This window comes from Rhizobium esperanzae (assembly GCF_014197615.1).
Lineage (GTDB): Bacteria > Pseudomonadota > Alphaproteobacteria > Rhizobiales > Rhizobiaceae > Rhizobium > Rhizobium esperanzae_A.
The window spans coordinates 64,558-86,847 of record NZ_JACIFY010000016.1 but is presented as its reverse complement, the minus strand read 5'-3'; the positions used below and the strand labels follow the sequence as shown (position 1 = coordinate 86,847).

The 22,290-nt window shown below is 62.2% G+C and carries 17 protein-coding genes; 3 read left to right on the top strand and 14 right to left on the bottom strand.

Features of this window, described 5'->3' with window-relative positions; all coding sequences use genetic code 11:
* Window positions 1-37 precede the first annotated feature (37 nt).
* The 3 genes from GGD57_RS20800 to GGD57_RS20790 form a co-directional block, all read right to left on the bottom strand.
* Window positions 38-619, bottom strand: a complete 582-nt coding sequence (locus tag GGD57_RS20800) for a histidine phosphatase family protein (protein WP_184472169.1) — start codon at window positions 617-619, stop codon at window positions 38-40.
* A gap of 40 nt (window positions 620-659) precedes the next feature.
* Window positions 660-1,919: an SAM-dependent methyltransferase gene (locus GGD57_RS20795; protein WP_184472168.1), complete on the bottom strand. Its 1,260-nt coding sequence runs from the start codon at window positions 1,917-1,919 to the stop codon at window positions 660-662.
* A gap of 133 nt (window positions 1,920-2,052) precedes the next feature.
* Window positions 2,053-4,362, bottom strand: a complete 2,310-nt coding sequence (locus GGD57_RS20790; RefSeq protein WP_184472167.1) for a Tex family protein — start codon at window positions 4,360-4,362, stop codon at window positions 2,053-2,055.
* A gap of 227 nt (window positions 4,363-4,589) precedes the next feature.
* Here GGD57_RS20790 and glyS point away from each other — a divergent pair, with 227 nt between their 5' ends.
* The gene (gene glyS / locus GGD57_RS20785) at window positions 4,590-6,704 is read left to right on the top strand and encodes a glycine--tRNA ligase subunit beta (protein ID WP_184472166.1); all 2,115 of its coding nucleotides are present in this window, start codon (window positions 4,590-4,592) and stop codon (window positions 6,702-6,704) included.
* 57 nt (window positions 6,705-6,761) lie between these two features.
* Complete coding sequence (locus GGD57_RS20780) at window positions 6,762-7,250, top strand: DUF523 domain-containing protein (protein ID WP_184472165.1); 489 nt, start codon at window positions 6,762-6,764, stop codon at window positions 7,248-7,250.
* An 81-nt stretch (window positions 7,251-7,331) separates the two neighbouring features.
* On the opposite strand, the gene GGD57_RS20775 is transcribed toward GGD57_RS20780, so the two are convergent.
* From GGD57_RS20775 to GGD57_RS20730, 10 genes are all read right to left on the bottom strand, one after another.
* Entirely contained in the window at window positions 7,332-9,155 is a 1,824-nt protein-coding gene (locus tag GGD57_RS20775) for a methyl-accepting chemotaxis protein (RefSeq protein ID WP_184472164.1), read from the bottom strand.
* Window positions 9,156-9,530: 375 nt separating this feature from the next.
* On the bottom strand, window positions 9,531-10,016 hold the full coding sequence (locus tag GGD57_RS20770; RefSeq protein ID WP_184472163.1) for a plant virulence effector HPE1-like domain-containing protein: 486 nt from the start codon (window positions 10,014-10,016) through the stop codon (window positions 9,531-9,533).
* A 93-nt stretch (window positions 10,017-10,109) separates the two neighbouring features.
* Window positions 10,110-11,393 carry a phosphoribosylamine--glycine ligase gene (purD, locus tag GGD57_RS20765; RefSeq protein WP_184472162.1) on the bottom strand — a complete coding sequence of 428 codons (1,284 nt, stop codon included), beginning with the start codon at window positions 11,391-11,393 and terminating at the stop codon, window positions 10,110-10,112.
* A gap of 65 nt (window positions 11,394-11,458) precedes the next feature.
* Window positions 11,459-13,393, bottom strand: coding sequence for a DUF2207 domain-containing protein (locus GGD57_RS20760; RefSeq protein ID WP_184472161.1), 1,935 nt, complete (start codon window positions 13,391-13,393; stop codon window positions 11,459-11,461).
* 36 nt (window positions 13,394-13,429) lie between these two features.
* Window positions 13,430-14,704, bottom strand: a complete 1,275-nt coding sequence (gene aroA / locus GGD57_RS20755; RefSeq protein WP_184472160.1) for a 3-phosphoshikimate 1-carboxyvinyltransferase — start codon at window positions 14,702-14,704, stop codon at window positions 13,430-13,432.
* A gap of 202 nt (window positions 14,705-14,906) precedes the next feature.
* Window positions 14,907-15,458, bottom strand: a complete 552-nt coding sequence (locus tag GGD57_RS20750) for a LemA family protein (protein WP_184472159.1) — start codon at window positions 15,456-15,458, stop codon at window positions 14,907-14,909.
* Window positions 15,459-15,572: 114 nt separating this feature from the next.
* Window positions 15,573-17,318 carry a DUF2207 domain-containing protein gene (locus tag GGD57_RS20745; protein ID WP_184472232.1) on the bottom strand — a complete coding sequence of 582 codons (1,746 nt, stop codon included), beginning with the start codon at window positions 17,316-17,318 and terminating at the stop codon, window positions 15,573-15,575.
* A 163-nt stretch (window positions 17,319-17,481) separates the two neighbouring features.
* A complete protein-coding gene (locus GGD57_RS20740) occupies window positions 17,482-18,438 on the bottom strand; it encodes a glycine--tRNA ligase subunit alpha (protein WP_184460486.1) in 957 nt (318 codons plus the stop codon).
* A 377-nt stretch (window positions 18,439-18,815) separates the two neighbouring features.
* A complete protein-coding gene (locus GGD57_RS20735) occupies window positions 18,816-19,007 on the bottom strand; it encodes a hypothetical protein (RefSeq protein ID WP_003584596.1) in 192 nt (63 codons plus the stop codon).
* Window positions 19,008-19,022: 15 nt separating this feature from the next.
* Complete coding sequence (locus tag GGD57_RS20730; RefSeq protein ID WP_010069597.1) at window positions 19,023-19,883, bottom strand: S49 family peptidase; 861 nt, start codon at window positions 19,881-19,883, stop codon at window positions 19,023-19,025.
* 183 nt (window positions 19,884-20,066) lie between these two features.
* Here GGD57_RS20730 and GGD57_RS20725 point away from each other — a divergent pair, with 183 nt between their 5' ends.
* Entirely contained in the window at window positions 20,067-21,407 is a 1,341-nt protein-coding gene (locus GGD57_RS20725; RefSeq protein WP_184472158.1) for an Nramp family divalent metal transporter, read from the top strand.
* A gap of 99 nt (window positions 21,408-21,506) precedes the next feature.
* Here GGD57_RS20725 and GGD57_RS20720 read toward each other — a convergent pair whose 3' ends face one another.
* On the bottom strand, window positions 21,507-22,283 hold the full coding sequence (locus tag GGD57_RS20720; RefSeq protein WP_184472157.1) for a tRNA1(Val) (adenine(37)-N6)-methyltransferase: 777 nt from the start codon (window positions 22,281-22,283) through the stop codon (window positions 21,507-21,509).
* Window positions 22,284-22,290: the final 7 nt, after the last annotated feature.

The window sequence follows — 22,290 nt, the reverse complement described above, 5'->3', positions numbered from 1 at the left end:
AATGAAAGGCATGCCGTGTGGCCCCTTTGCAGTCGCCCTATCTCTGGTTCCACCGGCGGATGACCGGTTCGCTCAGGTCGTGCTCATAACCGAGCACACTGATGCTGGTGGTATCCAGCGAGAAATATGCGCCGCCTTCCGGTGGCAGGCCGAGCCAGCGGGCGGCGAGCACGCGCAGGAAATGCGAACTCGAGAAGATCAGGATGGTGCCGGCGGCCTCGCGAAGCGCATGGATGACGGCGTCGGCGCGGGCGCCGACATCGGCGGCGAACTCGCCGTTCGGGCAGCCGTCGCGAAAAAGCTGCCAGCCGGGGCGGCCGGCGAGGATTTCCTTGGTGGTGATGCCTTCATAGGCGCCGTAATCCCATTCGGCGAGATCCTCCCTGATCACTGCATCCGATCCGAAACCGGCGAGCGCGCAGGTCGTGCGGGCGCGCGCCGACGGGCTCGACCAGACGGCGGCGAAGGAAAGGCCGGCCAGCCGTTCGGTCAGTTTGCGGGCGGCGGCCTCGCCGTTCACAGTCAGCGGAATATCGCTGCGGCCTGTATGGCGCCCGGACCGGCTCCATTCGGTTTCGCCGTGGCGGACCAGGTAGATTTCGGGAAACGCACTGCTCATCGGCACGCCCTTTCATTATGACCGGCACAGGTGCCGCCGCTCAAAAGGTCACCTTTTCCAGCGGGGGGCGCCTCGCCTCGAATTCCTGCAGCTTGGCTTCGTTGCGCGCAATGTAGTTTCGATTGTCGGGAACGGTGAACTGGTTCTTGGCGATCTGGATCTGCAGGATGAAGAGTTCGTCCCAGCGGAAACCCATTTCGGAACCGGCCAGATAGAATTCCCACATGCGGAAGAACTGCTCGTCGTAAAGCGCCACCGCTTCGGCCTTGCGCGCCACGAAACGTTCGCGCCAATGGCGCAGCGTATAGGCATAATGCATCGGCAGGATTTCGACATCTCTGACCAGCAGCCCGGCCTTTTCAAGCGGCGGCAGGACCTCGCCGACCGAAGGGATGTAGCCGCCGGGGAAGATATATTTCTCGATGAAGGCGTTGGTGCCGAAGCTCGGCCTCGGACGGCCGATCGAATGCAGCACCATGACGCCGTTATCGTCGAGCAGATCGGCGACCTTGCGGAAGAAATTGGGGTAATTGCCGATCCCGACATGTTCGAACATGCCGACCGAGACGATACGGTCGAATTTTTGTCCCGTCATGCTGCGGTAGTCCTGCAGCTCGAAACGTACCCGATCGTCAAGGCCGCGCTTAGCAGCCCGGCCGCGCGAGACCTTCAGCTGTTCTTCGCTGAGCGTGATGCCGGTAAAATCGGCTCCATCCGTCGCCTCCGCCAGATACATGCCCATGCCGCCCCAGCCCGAACCGATCTCCAGGATCCGCTGGTTGGGGGCAAGCAGAAGCTTGGCGGCGATATGGCGCTTCTTGGCAAGCTGCGCCTCGTCGAGGCCAATGCCCGGCGGCTCGAAATAGCCGCAGGAATATTGCCAGTCCTCGTCGAGGAAAAGATCGAAAAGCTTGGCCGACAGGTCGTAGTGATGGGCAACATTGTGTTTGTTGCGGTTGACCGGCATGCGGCTCTTCAGCTGCTGCAAGGCAATGCGGCCGACGAGCAGTGCCGCCATTTCAAAATCGAAGATCTCGTTGGTAGTGTTCTGCTTCACCAGCGACAGGAAATCGTAAATATTGCCCTGTTCGAGAATGAACCGGCCCTGCATGTACATTTCGCCGAGCTTCATCGTCGGGTCGCGCCGGATGGCGTCCTCGGCCTCCTGATCGGCAAGGCGGGCGACAACGGTTTCACCCGTGCCGTCGCCGATCATGTGGGTCTCGCCATTGGCAAGGGTAAGTCTCAACGAACCCTTGCTGATGATTTGCTGGACGATCGAAAGGAAAGCCGACGCCATGGACGCCTCGCAAATGTGACAGGATAGTCACATCAACTTAGGCGTTCTCTTTCGCCTTACAAGCGCCGGAATTAGCACTCTCGAAATAACGCCGACAAACTGTGGCATTTTTGCCGAAATGCCGGCTAAACCCTTATTTTCGCTTCATGGCTTCAGCGAGCGCGGCGCCGAAAGCACCCTGGCTCTCCGGTTTGGCCGCCGCGGGCCGGCGCTCGTTCTGCGGCCGGGAACCCTGGTTGCCGCGAGAATCGCCACGCGGCGCGGATGCCGAAGAACCGTCGTCGCGTTTCATCGACAGAGCGATGCGCTTACGCTTGGCGTCGACTTCGACCACCCGCACCTTGACGACATCGCCCGCCTTGACGACCTCATGCGGATCCTTGACGAAGCGATCGGCAAGCTGCGACACATGCACCAGGCCATCCTGGTGCACGCCGATATCGACGAAGGCGCCGAAGGCGGCGACATTGGTCACCGTGCCTTCCAGCACCATGCCGGGCTTCAGGTCGGAAATTTCGTTGACGCCCTCGGCGAAGGTCGCGGTCTTGAAGCTCGGACGCGGGTCGCGGCCGGGCTTTTCCAGTTCCGAGAGGATGTCTTTGACCGTCGGCAGGCCGAATTTCTCGTCGATGAACTGACGCGGATCGACCGATTTCAAGACGGCGCTGTCGCCCATCAACGCCCTGAGATCGCGGCCGCAGGCAGCGACGATCTTCTTGGCGACGCCGTAGGCCTCCGGATGGACGGAGGAGGCATCGAGCGGCTCCTTGCCGTTGGGGATGCGCAGGAAGCCGGCGCATTGCTCGAAGGTGCGGCCGCCCAGTCTTGCGACCTTCAGCAGATCGCGCCGGGTCTCGAAGCGGCCCTCGTTGTCGCGGTGGCGGACGATGGCATCGGCGATCGAGGGCCCGAGGCCGGAGACGCGGGACAGCAGCGGCGCCGACGCCGTGTTGAGATCGACGCCGACGGCATTCACCGCGTCTTCCACCACGGCATCGAGCGAACGCGACAGCTTCTGCTGGTCGACATCGTGCTGATACTGGCCGACGCCGATCGACTTCGGCTCGATCTTGACCAGTTCGGCCAAGGGGTCCTGAAGGCGCCGCGCGATGGAGACGGCGCCGCGCAGCGACACGTCGAGATCGGGAAACTCGGCCGCAGCGGTTGCCGAGGCGGAGTAGACCGAGGCGCCGGCTTCCGAGACGATGACCTTGGTCGGCTTCGGCGCCGGAAGGTCGGCGAGCATGTCGGCCACCAGCTTTTCCGTTTCGCGGCTGCCGGTGCCGTTGCCGATCGAGATCAGCTCGACATTGTGCTTGCGGATCAGCGATGCGAGCTCGATCTGGGCGCCGCGCACGTCGTTGCGCGGCTGGAAGGGATAGACGGTGGAGGTCGCGACCACCTTGCCGGTGCCGTCGACGACGGCGACCTTGACGCCGGTGCGGATGCCGGGATCGAGACCCATCGTCGCGCGCGAGCCGGCCGGGGCGGCGAGCAGCAGATCCTTGAGATTGCGGGCGAAGACATGGATCGCCTCCTCTTCGGCCCTTTCGCGCAGTTCGCGCATCAGGTCGAGCGACAGCGACATGGAGAGCTTGACGCGCCAGGTCCAGCTCGCCACCTCCATCAGCCAGCGGTCGCCGGGGCGGCTCGCGCCGATCTCGTAGGCGACAGCGATCATGCGTTCGACGGGCTTGTTCGGCGAGGCGGTCTCGGCGTCGGCCTCGATCGTCAGCGTCAGCACCTCCTCGTTCCAGCCGCGCAGCATGGCGAGCGCGCGGTGGCCCGGCGCAGTCGCCCAGCGTTCGGAATGGTCGAAATAATCGGAAAACTTTTCGCCCGCCGCCTGCTTGCCGTCGACGACCCTGGCCTTCAGCAGCGACGCCTGGCGCATGTGGGCGCGCAATTTGCCGAGCAGGTCGGCATTTTCGGCAATACCTTCGGCGATGATGTCGCGCGCGCCTTCGAGCGCCGTCTTCACGTCAGTCACGTCTGCGGTGATGAAGCCTTCGGCGAGCACCGCCGGCTCCCGGCCGCGCTCGGCCAAGATCGCCTCGGCAAGCGGGCCGAGACCGCGTTCACGGGCGATTTCAGCCCGCGTGCGGCGCTTCGGCTTGTAGGGCAGATAGAGATCCTCGAGCTCGGCCTTGGTTTCGGCGCCGGCGACCTTCGCCATCAGCTCCTCGGTCATCTTGCCCTGGCCGGTGATCGATTCAACGATCGCGTCGCGCCGGGCTTCGAGTTCACGCAGATAGACCAGCCGCTCGGCGAGATTGCGCAGCTGCGTATCGTCAAGCCCGCCCGTCACTTCCTTACGGTAGCGGGCGATGAAGGGCACGGTGGCGCCCTCGTCGAGCAGCTCGATGGCGGCTTTGGCCTGGTCGGGCCGGGCGTTGATTTCGGCCGAGATACGGGCTGCGAGAAAACGAAGATCAGCGGCCATGGGATTTCCTGTTCCGACGAAAGTTGCGGGACCATAGCGGCGAAAAGCGGCAAGGCAATGCCCGACTGTGGTTTCCACAGCAGAAGTTAAGGGGTTGGGGGTCATCTGCGTGTTGCCCCAGCCCATCGCTCTCCGCCGTTTTTGCGGTTGTGCAGATGCGGCATTCTTTGATAGCAGAAGCAACGTTTTTGGATCGCCCTGCCCGCGGGCGCAAGGAAAAGAGTGACATGCCAAACCTTCTTCTCGAACTCCGCTCCGAAGAGATTCCGGCCCGCATGCAGCGCAAGGCTGCCGGCGACCTGAAGAAGCTCGTCACCGATGCGCTTGTCGAAGCGGGTCTGTCCTATGAGGGCGCGCGCGAATATTGGACGCCGCGCCGGCTGGCGCTCGACATTCACGGCCTGACGGCGCGCTCGGCCGACGTGCGCGAGGAACGCAAGGGACCGCGCACCGACGCCAACGAGAAGGCGATCGAAGGCTTTCTGCGCGGCGCCGGCCTGTCCTCGGTCTCCGAGGCGCAGGTGGTGAGCGATCCGAAGAAGGGTGATTTCTACGTCGCGGTGATTTCGAAGCCCGGCCGCGCGACGGAAGAAATCGTCGCCGAAGTCATGCCCGGCATCATCCGCGATTTTCCCTGGCCGAAATCGATGCGCTGGGGCAAGGCATCATCGAGGCCCGGCGCGCTGCGCTGGGTGCGGCCGCTGCAGTCGATCGTCTGCACCTTCGGCCCGGAGCATGAAGAAACCACCGTCATTCCCTTTGAGATCGACGGCCTCACCGCTTCCAACATCACCTATGGCCATCGTTTCCATGCGCCCGAGGCGATCACGGTGCGACGCTTCGACGATTATGCGGCGAGCCTGGAAAAGGCCAAGGTCATCCTCGATGCCGAGCGGCGCAAGGACATCATCCTGCACGACGCCCGCGACATCGCCTTCGCCAATGGCCTCGAACTGGTGGAAGACGAAGGCCTGCTGGAGGAAGTCTCCGGCCTCGTCGAATGGCCGCAGGTGCTGATGGGCAGCTTCGAGGAGGATTATCTCTCCATTCCCTCGGAGATCATCCGGCTGACGATCAAGACCAACCAGAAGTGCTTCGTCACCCGCAAACAGGGTGAAGAGACGCTTTCGAACAAGTTCATCCTGGTCTCCAATATCCAGGCGCATGACGGCGGCAAGGAAATCGTCCACGGCAACGGCAAGGTGGTGCGGGCCCGGCTTTCGGACGCACTGCATTTCTGGAAGCGCGACCAGGGCAACCTGCCGGATCTCGAGACGCTTGAGGCATCTGCCGCAAAGTTCGGCCTCGACCTGAAGCAGCCGCTCGATCAGCGCATGGCCAAGCTCGATGCACTTGACGTCACCTTCCATGCCAAGCTTGGCACGCAGGGCGCCCGCGTCGCCCGCATTCGGGCGCTGGCATCGGAGCTCTCTAGAATTACCGGCGCGGACGCGGCTCTCGTCGATCGTGCTGCCGTGCTCGCCAAGGCGGACCTGCGCACCGAGGCTGTCGGCGAATTCCCGGAACTGCAGGGCTTGATGGGCCGCAAATATGCGGTGCTGCAGGGCGAGAATGCCTCGGTTGCCGCGGCGATCGAGGATCACTACAAGCCGCAAGGCCCATCGGACCGCGTGCCGGAGGACAAGGTGGCGATCACGGTCGCTCTTGCGGATAAGCTCGATACGCTGATCGGCTTCTGGGCGATCGATGAAAAGCCGACAGGCTCCAAAGATCCCTTCGCCCTGCGCCGCGCCGCCCTCGGTGTCGTCAGAATCCTGCTGGAGCGCAGGGTTCGCCTGCCGCTCCTGGCGACATCAAAGGACGCCGACCTCCTCTCCTTCTTCCACGACCGCCTCAAGGTCTATCTGCGCGATCAAGGCGCCCGCCATGATCTCATCGACGCCGTGCTGACGCCTGAGGCCGACGACCTGCTGATGGTGGCGCGTCGCGTCGAAGCGCTGACGGCCTTCATCACCTCCGAGGACGGCAAGAACCTGCTCGCCGGCACCAAGCGCGCCACCCAGTTGCTCGCCGCCGAGGAGAAGAAGGGCACCGTGATCGCCGACGGCGTTTCGGCAGCGCTCTTCAAGCTCGATGCCGAAAAAGAGCTGTTCGCCGCGATATCAAGCGCATCGAGGGATGCGGCGGATGCCGTCGCCAGCGAGGATTTCCGATCGGCAATGGCAGCGCTTTCCAAGCTGCGCGGCCCGGTCGACCGCTTCTTCGAAGACGTTCTCGTCAACGACGAGGACGCCGCGATCCGCGCCAACCGCCTCGCTTTGCTGCGGCTGATCCGCGAGGCGACGGGAACGGTTGCTGATTTCTCGAAGATCTCGGGCTGAGAATGAGTTCCATCGGCGGCCTGGCATTGCGGCCGCCGAGGCGCTATTCAACGAAGCATGCAAGATAGGATTCTCGTCAGCGCCTGTCTCATGGGTCAGGCCGTCCGCTATGACGGGCAAGCGAAGCCGTTGCTTCACCCTGCGATCGAGAGATGGCGGGCTGAAGGGCGGCTGGTGACGATCTGTCCGGAGATGTCGGCGGGCATGCAAGTGCCGCGGCCGCCGGCGGAGATTGCAAACGGCGCGACCGGTAAGGACGTGCTGGCCGGCACGGCGCGGGTTGTCGAGCTGACGGGCGCCGACGTGACGGAAGAGTTCCTGCGGGCGGCGGAAAATGCCGTGGCGCTCGCACGGCAAACCGGCTGCCGCTATGCGTTGCTCATCGACGGCAGCCCGTCCTGCGGGTCCGGATTCATCTATGACGGCACGTTTTCCGGACGCCGGCAGACCGGCAACGGTGTGACGGCGGCGGCGCTGAAAGCGGCCGGCGTCGAGGTGTTTTCCGATCGCGAGATCGAACGACTGATCGACCGTAGCGCGCAATAGGCCTTCAAATGACACGGCCGCCGGAAAAACCGACGGCCGCCAGGATTTGGATACTGAAAACTCTGATTGTCTCAGCGCCGTTTAAGCGGCACGGCGCCCCTGATGCGTGGCCGGGGCAGCGCTTCCACCACTGACGCGGAAGCCGCGGATGAGGTCGATCAGTTCGTCGGTGTCGCTGGCGAGCGTTTCGGCCGATGCCGTGGTCTCCTCGGCCATCGCGGCGTTCTGCTGGGTCGCGGCGTCGAGCTGGTTCACCGACGAGGAGATCGAGCGCAGCGTCGTATCCTGTTCGGAGGCGCTGTGGGCGATCTTGGCGACGATCTCGTTGGCGGCCTTGATCTGGTCGGAGATGCGCTTTAGCGCCTCGCCTGCCTCGCCGACCAGGCGGACGCCATGATCGACCTGGGTGGAGGAGCGGGCGATCTGGTCCTTGATCTCCTTGGCGGCCGCGGCCGAGCGCTGGGCGAGTTCGCGCACTTCCTGGGCGACGACGGCAAAACCCTTGCCGGATTCACCGGCACGGGCTGCCTCGACGCCGGCATTCAGCGCCAGAAGGTTGGTCTGGAAGGCGATTTCGTCGATGACGCCGATGATCTTCGAGATCTCCGAGGACGACTTTTCGATGCCGCTCATCGCCTCGATCGCCTGACCGACGATCGCATCGCTGTGGGTTGCCTCGGTGCTGACGGAATGGACGCGCTTGCTCGCCTCGTGAGCGCCATCGGCCGTCTGGCGGACGGCGACGGTAAGCTCGTCGAGCGCGGCCGAGGCTTCCTCAAGGCTCGCGGCCTGGCGCTCGGTGCGCTGCGACAGCTCATTGGAGGCGCGGCGGATCTCTTCCTTGCTGGTGCCGATATCGCTGCCCTTGGCGCTGACCTTGGCCATGGCGGCTTCGAGATGCGACAGCGCATCGTTGAAGTTGTCGCGAAGGGCGGCATATTTCTGGCCGAGATCGGCGCAGCGGACGGTGAGATCACCGCGGGCGATCATCTCCAGCGCCTGGCCGATCGTCGCCACCACGCGGGCCTGGAGCGCTGTCTCGTCCTGCTGCTGACGCTGATTGTTTTCACGCTCGTTTTCCAGCGCCAGCTGCTGGGCCGCTTCGCGATCCGACATCGCATGGCGTTCCCGGATCTTTTCCTGCAGCGACTGTGTCGCCTTCGCCATCATGCCGACTTCGTTGTTCATGCCGGTATGCGGGATGGCAATGGAAACGTCCTCTTCGGAGACGGCCTTCAAGGCGGCGTGAACGCTGTTGAGAGGTCCCGATATGCCGCGGATGACGACGTAGGCGGCGGCCATGGCCAGGAAGAACAAAACGATGCTGCCGGAGAGCGCGGTCAGGATCGTGCTGTTCACCTGAGCATCGAGATCATCCATGTAGACGCCGGTGACGACGACGACCTTCCAGGGCTCGAAGGCCTGGCCATAGGCGGTCTTACGGTAATCGCCGGCCGGTTCGCCCGGTTTGCTGGTGGAATAGAATTCGACGAGACCGCCGCCCTGCTGTCCAAGCTTGACCAGCTCTTCGCGGTAGAGCTTGCCCTTGCTGTCCGGCTGCCCCTTGAGGCTCTGCCCGACCTTCGAGGCATCGTAGTGGAACAACATCTGGACGTCGTAGCTATAGCCGAAGAAATAACCGTCGGGATCGTATTTCATCCCGTTGACGGTGGTGTAGGCCTGCTTCTGGGCATCCTCGAGCGTCATCTCGCCCGCGGTCACCTTGGCCTGGTAAAGCTTGAGCACGGAAACCGCCGACTGAACCTCGGCGCGGAGCATGTCATAACGCTCCTTGTAGATCGCATCGACGGAGGAGCGGATCTGCAGCGACGTGGCGACGGCAAAGGCCACCATCAGGCCGATGACCAGCAAGATAAGTTGCTTCGAAATTTTCAAGTTTTTCATGTTGCCTCGCAACGGGAATGAATGGCTGCATTCCGGTGCGGTTTTCTACCGCCTGTGCGAGCGCGCCGAACAAGGCGACGCGTCTACTGCTGCTAAAACAACATGCTGCGACCGGTAAGCAACAATTGATGCTAACTTTATAAAAAAGCTTTAACTTTATTAAAAACGATGCGGATTTCCCTAAAAATCAAGGGGTCAATTTATACAGCGCAGCGTCGGATTTCCGATGATCGCAATATCGCTCGTGTTGGAAATCTCAGCTTGCTCGGCCCATCAAACAAGAATGCACCCCCGCTGCTCATCGAGGGTGCATTCGGCCCACCTGCGGTGGACCCCCAAACGATCGAAACCTTGATCGGGCGGGGGCAGGGAACTTTATCTGGCGTTGCTGGAATTGCCTTCGACACGCAGCTTGAATTCGGAAGTGTCGAGGCTCGCCGGCCGTTCAGCCATGCCTGCTACAACCGGCTTGACGTCACCGCCGATGACGGCTGCGGTCGTAGCGTTCATGTCGATCCCGTCTGCGGGCGGGGCCGGCGGCACGGCGGCAACCATCGCTTCCGGGGTCGCCTTGCTGACGAAGAGAACGGGCGAGCCGCCCATCCAGCCCTCGGTGCGATAGATCTTCTTTTCGCCGCCGACATCGCGGACTTCGCTCGCCTGAAGGACGCCGGGCTTCAGTTCCGGCACCGTATAGTCCTTTTTGGTGGCATCGGCCTGCAGCGGCGGGCAATTGGCACAGCTTTCGGTGACGATGCTGCCGTCAGCGCGCGGGGCAGCCGTACCGACCACCTCGATCGAGGAGGCCATCACCGGGCCTGCCATCAGCAGGACTGCCGCACCGAAGAAAATCTGACGCATGAACGCACCTCCGTCTTACCGTAGGAGCGGTATAACGCAGCTTTGTTTCCATCCCGTCAGGGGAAAGGGTAAAAATTTAAAGAACGTGCCGGTTTATACTTTATCGGGGCCAGTCTCGCGCTCGATCGCCCGCCAGCCGATGTCGCGCCGGCAGAAGCCGTTTTCCCATTTCACCCTGTCGAGCAGCGCGTAGGCGCGGTCCTTGGCTGCAGCGACCGTGCCGCCCGATGCGGTGACGTTGAGCACGCGGCCGCCGGTCGCAACCAGCGCGCCGTCCTTCAAAGCCGTGCCGGCATGAAACACCTTCTCACCCTCGCCGGCATCCGGCAGCGCGAGGATCGGTGTGTTCTTCTCGTAGGCGGCGGGATACCCCTTGGAAGCCATGACCACCGTCAGCGCCGGATCGTCGCTCCATTCGGCTTTCACCTGATCGAGCGTGCCGTTGGCGGTGGCGAGCAGCAGCGGCAGCAGATCGCTCTTCAGCCGCATCATCATCACCTGGCATTCGGGATCGCCGAAGCGGACATTGTATTCGATCAGCTCCGGTCCTTTCGCGGTGATCATCAGCCCGGCGAAAAAAACGCCGGAGAAGGGATGACCGCTCTCGGCCATGCCGCGCATCGTCGGTTCGATGATCTCCTTCATGGTGCGCTCGACCATCTCGGCGGTCATCACAGGCGCCGGCGAATAGGCGCCCATGCCGCCGGTGTTGACGCCGGTATCGCCCTCGCCCACCCGTTTGTGATCCTGGGCGGTTGCGAGCGGCAGCGCATGTTTTCCATCGCAGAGGCAGAAGAAGCTCGCCTCTTCGCCATCGAGATAGGCTTCGACGACGACTTCGGCCCCGGCCGCGCCGAAGGCGCCCTCGAAGCAATCGTCGACGGCATCAAGCGCCTCATCCAGCGTCATCGCCACCGTCACGCCCTTGCCGGCGGCAAGACCGTCCGCCTTGACGACGATCGGTGCGCCCTGAGCGCGGATATAGGCCTTGGCCTTCGGTGCATTGTTGAAGCGCTGGTAGGCGCCGGTGGGAATGCCGTAGCGGGCGCAGATATCCTTGGTGAAGCCCTTGGAGCCTTCGAGCTGGGCAGCGCCGGCCGAGGGGCCGAAAACCACCAGGCCATCGGCGCGCAGACGGTCGGCGAGACCGGCCACCAGCGGCGCCTCCGGGCCGACGACGACGAAATCGATCGCCTTGTCCCGGCAGAAGGCGGCGACCGCTTCGTGATCCTCGATATTCACAGGCACGAGGACGGCATGTTCGCCGATGCCGGGATTGCCGGGCGCGGCATAAAATTCGCTCAGCAACGGCGATTGCGCCAGCTTCCAGGCGAGCGCATGCTCGCGTCCGCCCGATCCGATCAACAGAACCTTCATGCGCCACCCTTTCCTTTTGCCTCTGGCGGTTAAGGGCCAAGGGCCGAAAGGTCAAGCGCGAAAGCTTACCAGCCCCCGCCGCCCCCGCCGCCGCCACCGCCGCCGGACGAACCGCCGCCGGAAAAACCGGAGGATGAGCTCGACGGCGGCGGCGCGGGTATGGTCGAGGCGATCGTCGAGGCCATCGACGAGGAAAAGCCGCCGATGCGATCGGAGAAGCTGCCGCTGTTGAAATTGCCGGAATACCAGCCGGGCGCATAGGCCGCGGCGGCACCGGCAGCAGCGGCCGCCAGCCAGGCCTCGAAGGTGCGCGACCAGGGTTTCTCGACGCCGAGCGCCACCGCATAGGGCAGCAGCGTCTCGAAGTGCTGCGGCGACATTTGCGGGGCGCCAGCCGTGTTCATCCGGTCCTTTTCGGCCAGCGTCAGATATTGGCGCAGACCGTCTATCCCGTCCATCATCTTGGTGCCGAGCGGCGTCGGTGCGCCCATGATGAAGAAATACAGGATGTTGAGCAGCACGATACCGCCGACGGCAAAGAGCATCGGCGTTTCGTGCAGCTTCACCAGCGAGGAGGCGAGCGCCAGGACCATGGCCGACAGGATGCCGATGCCGACGAAAACACCGATCGCTGCGGCGATGATGGCAATGATCTTGCCGAACAGCGAACTGCCGCGATGCAGCGACCGGACGAAGCCGGCAACAAAAACCGCAACGAAGACCGAGATGGCGGTCGGGATCAGTATCAGCGCGATCGTGTCCGGCTCCAGCGAGCCAAAGACGAACAGCGTCACCAGGGCGGCGGCGCTGAGCGCGATGCCGCCTATGGTATAGCCAAGATTGGCATTGTAATATTTGCCGCGGTGTTCCTTCTCGATCGCCGAACGGAAGGACTGGCCGACGGATTTCACCCGCTCGCCATTGGCCTTGTCGATCGTCAGCGTCGCACCGGCGCCGCCGGCAACCCTCAGCAGTTCGCTCTCGCCGGCCTGGAATTTCTCCTTGCCGAGCGCTTTGCCCGTGCCGCGAATGATGATCGAATTCTTCAGGTCTTCGAGTTTGACGTAACCGCGGACCGCCAGATTGAGCGCCGTGGCGGAAAGCGCCGTCCAGCCCCCGCCGGAGAAGCCCTTATTGTCGATGTAATTGACCAGCGCCGGCGAGATGCCGTCAGGCGCGTCCCAGCGCGGTACGACGACACCGCGGGCAGGATCGCGGCCGACCTTCAGCCATGATCTGAGATAATAGGCGAAAACCAGGATCAGGCCGCCGAAGCCGATGAAATAATCGCGGTTGTCCTTGAGCCACCAACTGCTTTCCATATCCGCGCTCGGCGGATCGATCGAGCCCTTCGGCATGCGGATCGCGAAAGTCAGCCCTTCCTTGGCATCGAGCGGTGCGGTGGTGGAAAAGATAAGGCTGGCCCCGGTCTCGCTCACGCTGGCGTCCTTTCCCCTGGCGCCCTGAGGGCCGGTGAAGAAGGTGGTCTCCGTCGCGCTGACACCAGGCGGCAGCGTCACCGTCGCCGTGGCCGAGCGGATCGGGAAGAGCCAGCCATTGCCGGTGACGTTCCAGTAAAGTTCGTCATGATCGTCGAAATAGCGGATCTGGCGGTTGGTCTTGTAGGTAAAGACATAGCGGTGGCGGCCCGGTGTCACCGTCACCTCGGCGGAGCCGGCATAGATGCGGATGCCGTCCGAAATCGATTCCGTGTGCCAGGGCTCGTCCGCGCCGTCGCGCGTGACCGACACTATATCGAAATCGACGCTGCGGCGGCGGCCTGCGGCATCGGTGAAATAGAGCGGGAAATCACGGAAGATGCCGTGATTGATCCGGTTGCCCTCGGCATTGACGGTGATCGTTTCCGCTACCTTCATCGCGCCGCTTTTTTCGAGCGCGATGTCGGAGGCGAAACTGTCGATCACCTCGGCGGCAAAGGCCGCCGGCGCCGCGAGCATCAAGAGCAGTGCAAAACAAAATCCGAAAAACCGACGCCCCATCCCTGTCTCCCGCCGGCAGCCTCGGCTGCGTTTCCGTCAATCATTGTCCCGATATGTCACGCCGAGGGCGGCGAGCGTCCGCCAATAGGCGGGGTAGGTCTTGCCGACGCAATCGGGATCGAGAATGGTGATGCCGTCGATCTTCAGGCCGGCGAGCGCGAAACTCATGGCGATGCGATGATCGGCAAAGGTATCGATCTCGGCCGGCAGCGTCTGACCGGCGAGAGCAGGATCGGACTGGACGATCAGATCGTCGCCCTCCTCGACAGCCAGGCCTTCGCGGATATTGTTGAGCCCCGTCGATAGCGCCCGGATGCGGTCGCATTCCTTGACGCGCAGATTGGCGATGCCGACGAAGCGGACCGGCGTCTCGTTGAAAGCGGCAAGCACGGCGATCGTCGGAACAGCGTCCTGCATCTGCGAGCCATCGATTTCGGCCGGCAGATGCGGGAATTTGGCGATCGTTTCGTAGGCCTTGGCATCCGGCTGGGTGAAGGCATCGTTCGGCACGCCGAGATCGATCTCGCCGCCACTCAGCACTTCGGCCGCCCAGAGATAGGTCGCGGCGGATGCATCCGGCTCGATGACGAAATCGGCGGCGGTATAGCCGGTCGCGGCGACGCGCCAGGTTGCGGCATCGAGCTGTTCCATCTTGGCGCCGAAGGCCTCCATGGCCGCCAGCGTGAGATCGACATAGCCGCGCGCGCCAATATCGGTACCGGCGAGCGCGATCGTGACAGGCGCGTTCGCACCCGGCTGGGCAAGCGGTGCGGCCATCAGAAGCGCCGACACATACTGGCTGGACAGGCCGGCATCGATTTCGACGCGGCCCGAAGCGAAATGCCCGTTGCCGCGTACCGTCACGGGTGGGCAACCGGTCGGGGCTTCGGCATCCAGTCCGAGCGATTTCAGCGCATCGATCAGCGGACCGATCGGGCGCTTGCGCATATGTTCGTCGCCATCGACGACAACCGTGCCGTCGACAGAAGCAACCGCTGCCGTCAGGAAGCGTGTCGCCGTGCCGGCATTGCCGAGGAAGAGCGGCGCCTTCGGCGGCTGCAGCCTGCCGCTGCCGGTGACGACGAAGGTGGTGTCGTCGGGCTCGTCGATCGCAACACCCATCGCACGCAGCGCATCGGCCATATAACGCGTATCGTCGCTCTTCAGCGCGCCGGTCAGCCGGCTCGTGCCCTTGGCAAGGCCGGCGAGCAGCAGGGCTCGATTGGTGATCGATTTGGAGCCCGGCGGCATGGCGCGGCCCGAAAGCGGCTTGCCCGGCGGGATGATCGTGAGTTTGGCTGTGCGTGTCATGCTGTGTCTTCCGTCCCTAGAGCATGATGCCGAAAAGTGTGAGCGGTTTTCTCATGACATCATGCTCTAACTCTTTAATTTAGAACGGGATTCAGATTTTAGGCCGACCCGGCCTAAAATCATCCTGTTCTGGGCGAGCCTTATCGGCCGCAATCTGCCCTTGCTCTTAACCGCTTTCTCGCAAAGGCAAAATGCCGGATCGTCAGAATTTGACGCTGGGGACGGCGCGATCGGCCTCGTTGGTGATTTCGAAATAGTCCCGCTTGGCAAAACCGAACTGGCCGGCGACGAGATTGGAGGGGAAGCTTTCGACCTTGACGTTCAGATCGCGGGCCGCACCATTGTAATAGCGGCGCGCCATCTGCAGCTCGCCTTCCATGGTTTCCAGCGAAGCCTGCAATTCGGCAAAGTTCTGGTTGGCCTTGAGATCGGGATAGGCCTCGGCGAGCGCGATGACCCGGCCGAGCGCTTGGCCGAGCAGGCCTTCCGCCTGCGCCCTGCCGGCAACATCGCCCGATGGTACGGCCTGCGCCTTGTTGCGGAGCGCAACCACCTCTTCGAGCGTCGACTTCTCATGGGCGGCATAACCCTTGACCGTCTCGATCAGGTTCGGGATCAGATCGGCACGGCGCTTCAGCTGCACATCGATGCCCGACCAGGCTTCCTCCGCCATCTGCCGTGAGCGAACCAGGCCGTTGTAGATGAAGACGACGTAGAGTGCGATGACAACGATAATACCCAGTATCACGTACATGCAGATGAGCTCCCCGATTTGATGATCGCACGTTAGTGATTCGGCATAACAAAGTCATCTTGGCGCAGTCATTCTTCGGCGGATTTCGATGAGACTTTGATACTGCCGCCCAATCTAGGAACTTATGCGCCAATCAGGGGCATAGGCATCCATCTTCTCGCTCTCCCGCCAGAAATTGAAGCGTTCGGTCCAGTAGTGCTCGGCATCAAGCGCGACTGCGAACGGCAGATAGTGCTCGTAGCACTCGACCGACATTGCCGGGCCATCGATCTCGCCACGGAAATAACGATTCAAAATAAGCATATTATTATGGATCTGCTGCTGCTTCGGCGTAGGCATGCGCAGCATTCCCAGAATAATCACGATGCCGACGATATCCAACAAGATCGCCGCCAGATATGGCCGCTGTTCGCTAATAACCTCAGTCGTGCAAATATAGGAAATTGCGAAAATCATCAGCGTCGGGAAACCCACAATCAGGCCAACCGCCCGCTTGAACCGTTGGAAGCCGTCGATTGGTACGGGGAACCGCTCTGGGTGCCGGAACATCATTAAAACTATCAAAGGTATAAACAATATGCCGCAGATCGCCGCAGAAAAGGTAAAAAGGCCAGAATAACGAGAGACGGCAATGCCAAGAGCCAAAATCGAAACTACAGCGATCAAGCTCCACCGATCTATGCCTCTGATCTTCCGATACTCCTCAGCGACTGTCCTATGCAATTCAGCCCTCACATCAGGCCTGGCGTTTTTAAGTCTGCGCCGATCACCGACAGGCCGCTCCCTTCCAATTCGCCCAAATACCAAGCGCGTCGCAGCCGGGAGACTGTACCATTTGGCGCGACCCGGCTTGCCCTTCCTGCGCTCGTGCTTTGCCAACAAGTCAGAAGCCTCCGCATCCTCATCCAGGCTGGAAATGCGAAGCGTTCGTTTCACTGCGAGATGGCAGACAGACGCCATGAAGGCCGCTTTTGCCGCGTCCGCCCTCCAGTCCCGGAACAGATAGGCTGCCAGAGCGGGGGATATGCTTTCCGTCATTCTAGTGTCGACCGCTATCAATGGTGCAGGCAAAAGCCACGAAGGTCGAAATTTGAGGATAACAACCAGGCCGACGATCAGCGGCCCTAAAATGCTGAGGAATGGGAGAAAGTGATCGGAGAGCCACCGCCACACGCGGCTGTCGCTCGTTCCGCCCGAAAAAGTTCCTCCGGGATATTCGACCTCGACGTCCGGCAGAATCCGATCCCCTTTGCCCGCCGCAATAGACACCACAATTTCATCCGGTGCCTTCTGTATGACGTCATAGGCCCCCGGAATATTGCGCAAAGGGCGTAGCGTTCCGCCGGGCGGCACCCTTAGAGCAAGTGTCTTTTGCGCGCCTTGGCCGTGGACATGCCCCATATAGGCCGGCAAGAAAAGAATCTGACGATCGCCTTCCTGACGGACTAGGCGGCCGAGCCGGTACGAGATCTGGATCTTTGTGACGCCGGTGACGATATCCGCTGGGCAGCTTCTGCAGTGTTCCTTACCGACGTAAATAGAATAGCCGGGCACGTTGTTTTCTTTGAAATAATATTCGTCGGATCCGTCACGCCGGGCGGCGACCAGAACGAAATCCCGCCAGTGAACGCTGCCTAACGAATCCTTGAAACGCTGAGGAATGTCGACGTAAACGCCACCGTAGTTTGTCGCCTTCTTGACCAGGATATCGAAGCTTTCCGACACAAAGGCAGTGCCGTCGGTAGAGACTTCGATCGTGGTTTTTGCCGACTGGACGGTGAACTCTTTGTCAAAATCGCTGCATGAGGTCAGCAAGACAAGAATTGCGCATGACATGAGCCATGAGAGAAAGCGCGGCATCCCGCCTGCGCAATTTTCAAATGCGATCTGAAAATAAACAATGTCGCTTTTCAAAAGACAGACCGAACCTATACATGATCGAAACATCGATAAGATAATGTTCGGACGCTTTAAGCAAAAGAAGCATAGTTTCAGAAGCTGAAGAAATTTTTCGAGACGGCTTTTACGCCGCCTCTTTCGACAGATTAACGCCGCCGGCGTCGGTCAGCAGGAAGGCTTCGCCGCAGGCCTTGGCGAGCGTGCGCACCCGCAGGATATAGCTCTGGCGCTCGGTCACCGAGATGACGCCGCGGGCGTCGAGCAGGTTGAAGACGTGGCTGGCCTTGATGCACTGGTCATAGGCGGGGAAGACGCATTTGTGCAGGCGCTGATTGTCGCTTTGGCCGGGGGCGCCGGCATCGAGCAGCGCCCGGCATTCCTTCTCGGCGTCGACGAAGTGGCGATGCAGCATCTCGGTATTGGCGAATTCGAAATTGTGACGCGAATATTCCTGCTCGGCCTGCAGGAAGACGTCGCCATAGCTGATTTTCTCGTCGCCCTCGCGGCCATTGAAATTCAGGTCGTAGACATTGTCGACGCCCTGGACATACATGGCGAGGCGCTCGAGACCATAGGTCAGTTCGCCCGCGACCGGCGCGCATTCGATGCCGCAGACCTGCTGGAAATAGGTGAACTGCGAGACTTCCATGCCGTCGCACCAGCATTCCCAGCCGAGGCCCCAGGCGCCGAGCGTCGGGCTTTCCCAGTCGTCCTCGACGAAACGGATATCGTGCAGCAGCGGATCGAGACCGATTGCCGCCAGCGAGCCGAGGTAAAGCTCCTGAAGATTGGGCGGGTTCGGCTTCAGGATGACCTGGTACTGGTAATAATGCTGCAGGCGGTTCGGGTTCTCACCATAACGGCCATCGGACGGACGGCGCGACGGCTGGACGTAAGCGGCCTTCCAGGGCTTGGGGCCGAGGGCGCGCAGCGTGGTGGCCGGGTGGAAGGTGCCGGCGCCGACTTCCATGTCGTAGGGCTGCAGCACCGCGCAACCCTTGTCCGCCCAGTAGCTATGCAGGGTCAGGATCAGCGCCTGGAAGGAGCGCTTCGGGTTCATATGGTCTGGGATAGCTGACATGGGATGGCACCGCTGACTTGATAGATCGGCGCGACAGGTGCCATGGAGGGCGGCAGGGGTCAAGGGTTTTGCGGCGGTCGGGGTCGAACCGATCTGCAAGCGGAATCTAACTGCCCCTAACCTCAATCCAGCGATGGTGGGCTAGGCACCCCCCTCTGTCCTGCCGGACATCTCCCCCACAAGGGTGGAGATTGGCAAGAGGCTTGACCATCGCTCCCTCTCGAACGGCAGCGACAATCACAATACTCAGTTGCTTGGGGAAGCCGTCACGCCCAGCCGATCTCCCTCCTTGTGGGGGAGATGTCCGGCAGGACAGAGGGGGTGCCCAGCCCACCCAAGCTTACGTGGCGGCTGGATGGGCAGATCCAAGGCTGTTCCTACTCTTCATCCCGCTTCAGCCGATACTCCCCGGTCACCGGGTCCTTGACCAGCGTGCCGATCGCGCCGGTCTGGCGCTCTTTTTCGGCGCGGCGTGACTTTTCGGCGAGCTTGCGGGCATCGGAGACGAAGCGACGGTAGAGCCACCAGGCTGAGAAGACCAGGACCAGGATCGTGATAAGCTGTGCCATTCCCCTCTCCTGCCCTTAAAGCCCGAAACGGCTCCACAATGCCCTTTCTTCGGCCGCTTCGACAAGCCCCGTCGCAAGACCGGATGCGGCACTTTCGAGTGTCACAGGCGATACGCCGGGAATGCGGCGGCCGAACAGGCCGCGGCCGGCGGTGACGAGTTCCAGCTTGGTCTTCTGGCCGTAGCGCCGCTTCAACTCCTGGCGCATGTCGCCGAGCCCGTCGACGAGGCCGAGCTCGAGGCCGCGGGTGCCGCTCCAGAACAGGCCGGAGAAGACCGCCGCATCGTCCTTCAGCTTGCCGGCGCGGCGCTCGCGCACCATCGCGATGAAGACCTGGTGGATTTCGAGCTGCAGGCTCTTCAGATACTCGATGTCCTTTTCCTTTTCCGGCTGGAACGGATCGAGGATCACCTTGTTTTCGCCGGCGGTATAGACGCGACGCTCGACGCCGATCTTCTTCAACAGTTCGGGAAAACCGAAACCGCCGGAGACGACGCCGATCGAGCCGACGATCGAGGTGGCGTCGGCGATGATCTCATCGCCGGCAAGCGCGATCATGTAGCCGCCGGAGGCCGCGACATCCTCGACGAAAACCAGCACCTTCTTCTGCTTCTCGCGAGCGAGTTCACGAATGCGGGTGAAGATCAGCCGGGACTGGACGGGCGAACCGCCCGGCGAATTGATTGTTATGGCAACCGCCGGCGCGTCCTTCATGGCGAAGGCCTTTTCCAGAACCGGCGAGACATTGGCGAGATTGAGAGCCGGCCGGAACTGGCCGCCGCCGCTGACGATTGCGCCCTGCAGCCGGACGACCGGGATGGTGAGACCATCCTTGCGGAACCGTTTCGGCAGCAGTTTTCTCAACAATCCGGCCATCTCTCATCCTTCGCTGGGCGTCGTGCGATCGTCAATCGCGATCGGCATCCATGTATGCGCTGGAACGACAAACGCAATGGCCGCGTTCTGGAAAACATGCAGTTTGATTTTCTTGTTGCGAATGACTTGCATTATCATTCTAATCCGTCATAGTGACGCTCACGATAAACAGGTGGAAATCGCATGGACGCCCTGAATCCGAATGCCAACAGCGGCTGGCGGCACGAACGCGGCGAGGCATCGCTATCGGATGTGTACCGCACCGTCGGAACGGGACGTCACAGCTCGGTATGGCGGCGGGCGGCAGCCTTCGCCGGGCCGGGCTACATGGTCGCCGTCGGCTATATGGACCCCGGCAACTGGGCGACCTCGCTCGCCGGCGGCTCCAAATTCGGCTATGCGCTGCTGACCGTCGCCCTGCTTTCCAACCTGATGGCGATCGTGCTGCAATCGCTCTGCGCGCGCCTGGCGATCGCATCCGGCCGCGACCTCGCACAGGCCTGCCGCGACGCCTTTCCGAAATGGGTTTCGGTGCCGCTCTGGGCCTTTGCCGAGATCGCCATCATCGCCACCGATATCGCCGAGGTGATCGGCACGGCGATCGGCCTCAACCTGTTGATGGGCATCCCGCTCGAACTCGGCGTATTGATCACCGCGCTCGACGTCTTCGTCATCCTCTTCCTGCAGAAGCTCGGCTTCCGCTGGGTGGAAGCCTTCATCATCGCGCTGCTCGGCGTCATCGCGGTCTGCTTCGGCGTGCAGATCCTGCTTGCCGACCCGCAATGGGGCGCCGTGGTTACCGGCTTCTTCCCGACCACCGAGATCGTCACCAATCCGGAGATGCTCTATCTGGCGCTCGGCATTCTCGGCGCGACCGTCATGCCGCACAATCTCTACCTTCATTCCGGCATCGTGCAGACGCGGGCCTATGGCCATACGATTCCCGAGAAGAGGGAGGCGCTGACCTTTGCGACGATCGACTCGACGGTGGCGCTGTGCTTCGCGCTCCTGATCAACGCCTCGATCCTGATCCTGGCAGCGGCGGCCTTCAATGCGAACGGCAAGACCGACGTCGTCGAACTCGGCGACGCCTATTCGCTGCTGTCGCCGCTGCTCGGTCTTGCCATCGCGCCGACGCTGTTCGGCATCGCCCTGCTCTGCTGCGGCCTGAACTCGACGGTCACGGCGACCCTTGCCGGCCAGATCGTCATGGAAGGCTTCCTCAAGATCAGGCTGAAGCCGTGGATGCGCCGGCTGATCACCCGCGCCATCGCCATCGTGCCGGCGGCGATCGTCACCATCTGGTATGGCGACAAGGGCACGGCCGAGCTTCTGATCCTCACACAGGTGGTGCTCAGCCTTCAGCTTTCCTTCGCCGTCTTCCCGCTTGTCATGTTCACCGCCAGCAAGGCCAAGATGGGCGAACTGGTGGCGCCGCGCTGGCTGAGCGGCATCGCCTATCTGATCGCGGTCGTCATCGCCGGCCTGAACGTCAAGCTGCTGTTCGACTTCGTCACCGGCTAAAGCGGTTCAGGTTTTTACGGAAGCGCAGAACCGCTCTAACCTTTTTGTTTTACGCAATTCCGGACGAAAAACCGCTTCGCACTTTTCCTGGAATTGCTCTTAAAGCCTGGCATAGGCCGCCCGGCCATTGTTGAAATCATCGACGAGAGGGGAGAACTTGTGGCTCCCCTCTTCGTGCATGATGAGGGCGGCGCGCAGCGAAAGCCGCGCCCGCGACCCCTTGATCGCGGTCACCAGGATACGAACGGCGTTTTCACCCGGGCGCGGATGGATGGCGGTCACTTCGATGCCGCCGAAGCGCCGGCCACAGGCGGCAACGATCTCGGCAATCGATTCCGGCCTGGCGATCAGCGACAATTGGCCGCCCGGGATCATGATCGCGCCCGCCGTGCGGATCCAGCTTTCGAACAGGCCGTCGGTCATCGCATGGGCTTCGGCCTTCAGCGCATCGGGCGTGCGCCGGTCGCCGGCATCGTTGAAGGGTGGGTTCATGATGACGTGGTGGAAACTCTCATCGATGAGGCCGGCATCGTTGCGCGCCTTGGCGGTCAGCGTCACATCGGCCTCGACGACACTGAGGCGTCCGGCGACGTGGGCATTTTCGGGCAGCAGGATGCTGCGGCGGGCATAATCGGCCATCTCGGCCGAACGCTCGAACAGCACCACTTGCGTCTCGGCAAGTCGCGAGGCGACGGCGAGGCCGGCAGCACCGGCGCCGGCGCCGAGATCGGCAACCCTGACCGGGCGCTCGTCGGCGACGAGGGCTGCCAGCAGCATCGCATCCATGCCGGAGCGATGGCCCCTGCCCTTCGGCTGCACCACATGAAAGGCGCCGCGGTGGAAGGCATCGATGGTGTCAGCGGGCTTCCCGGTCATGTCAGGC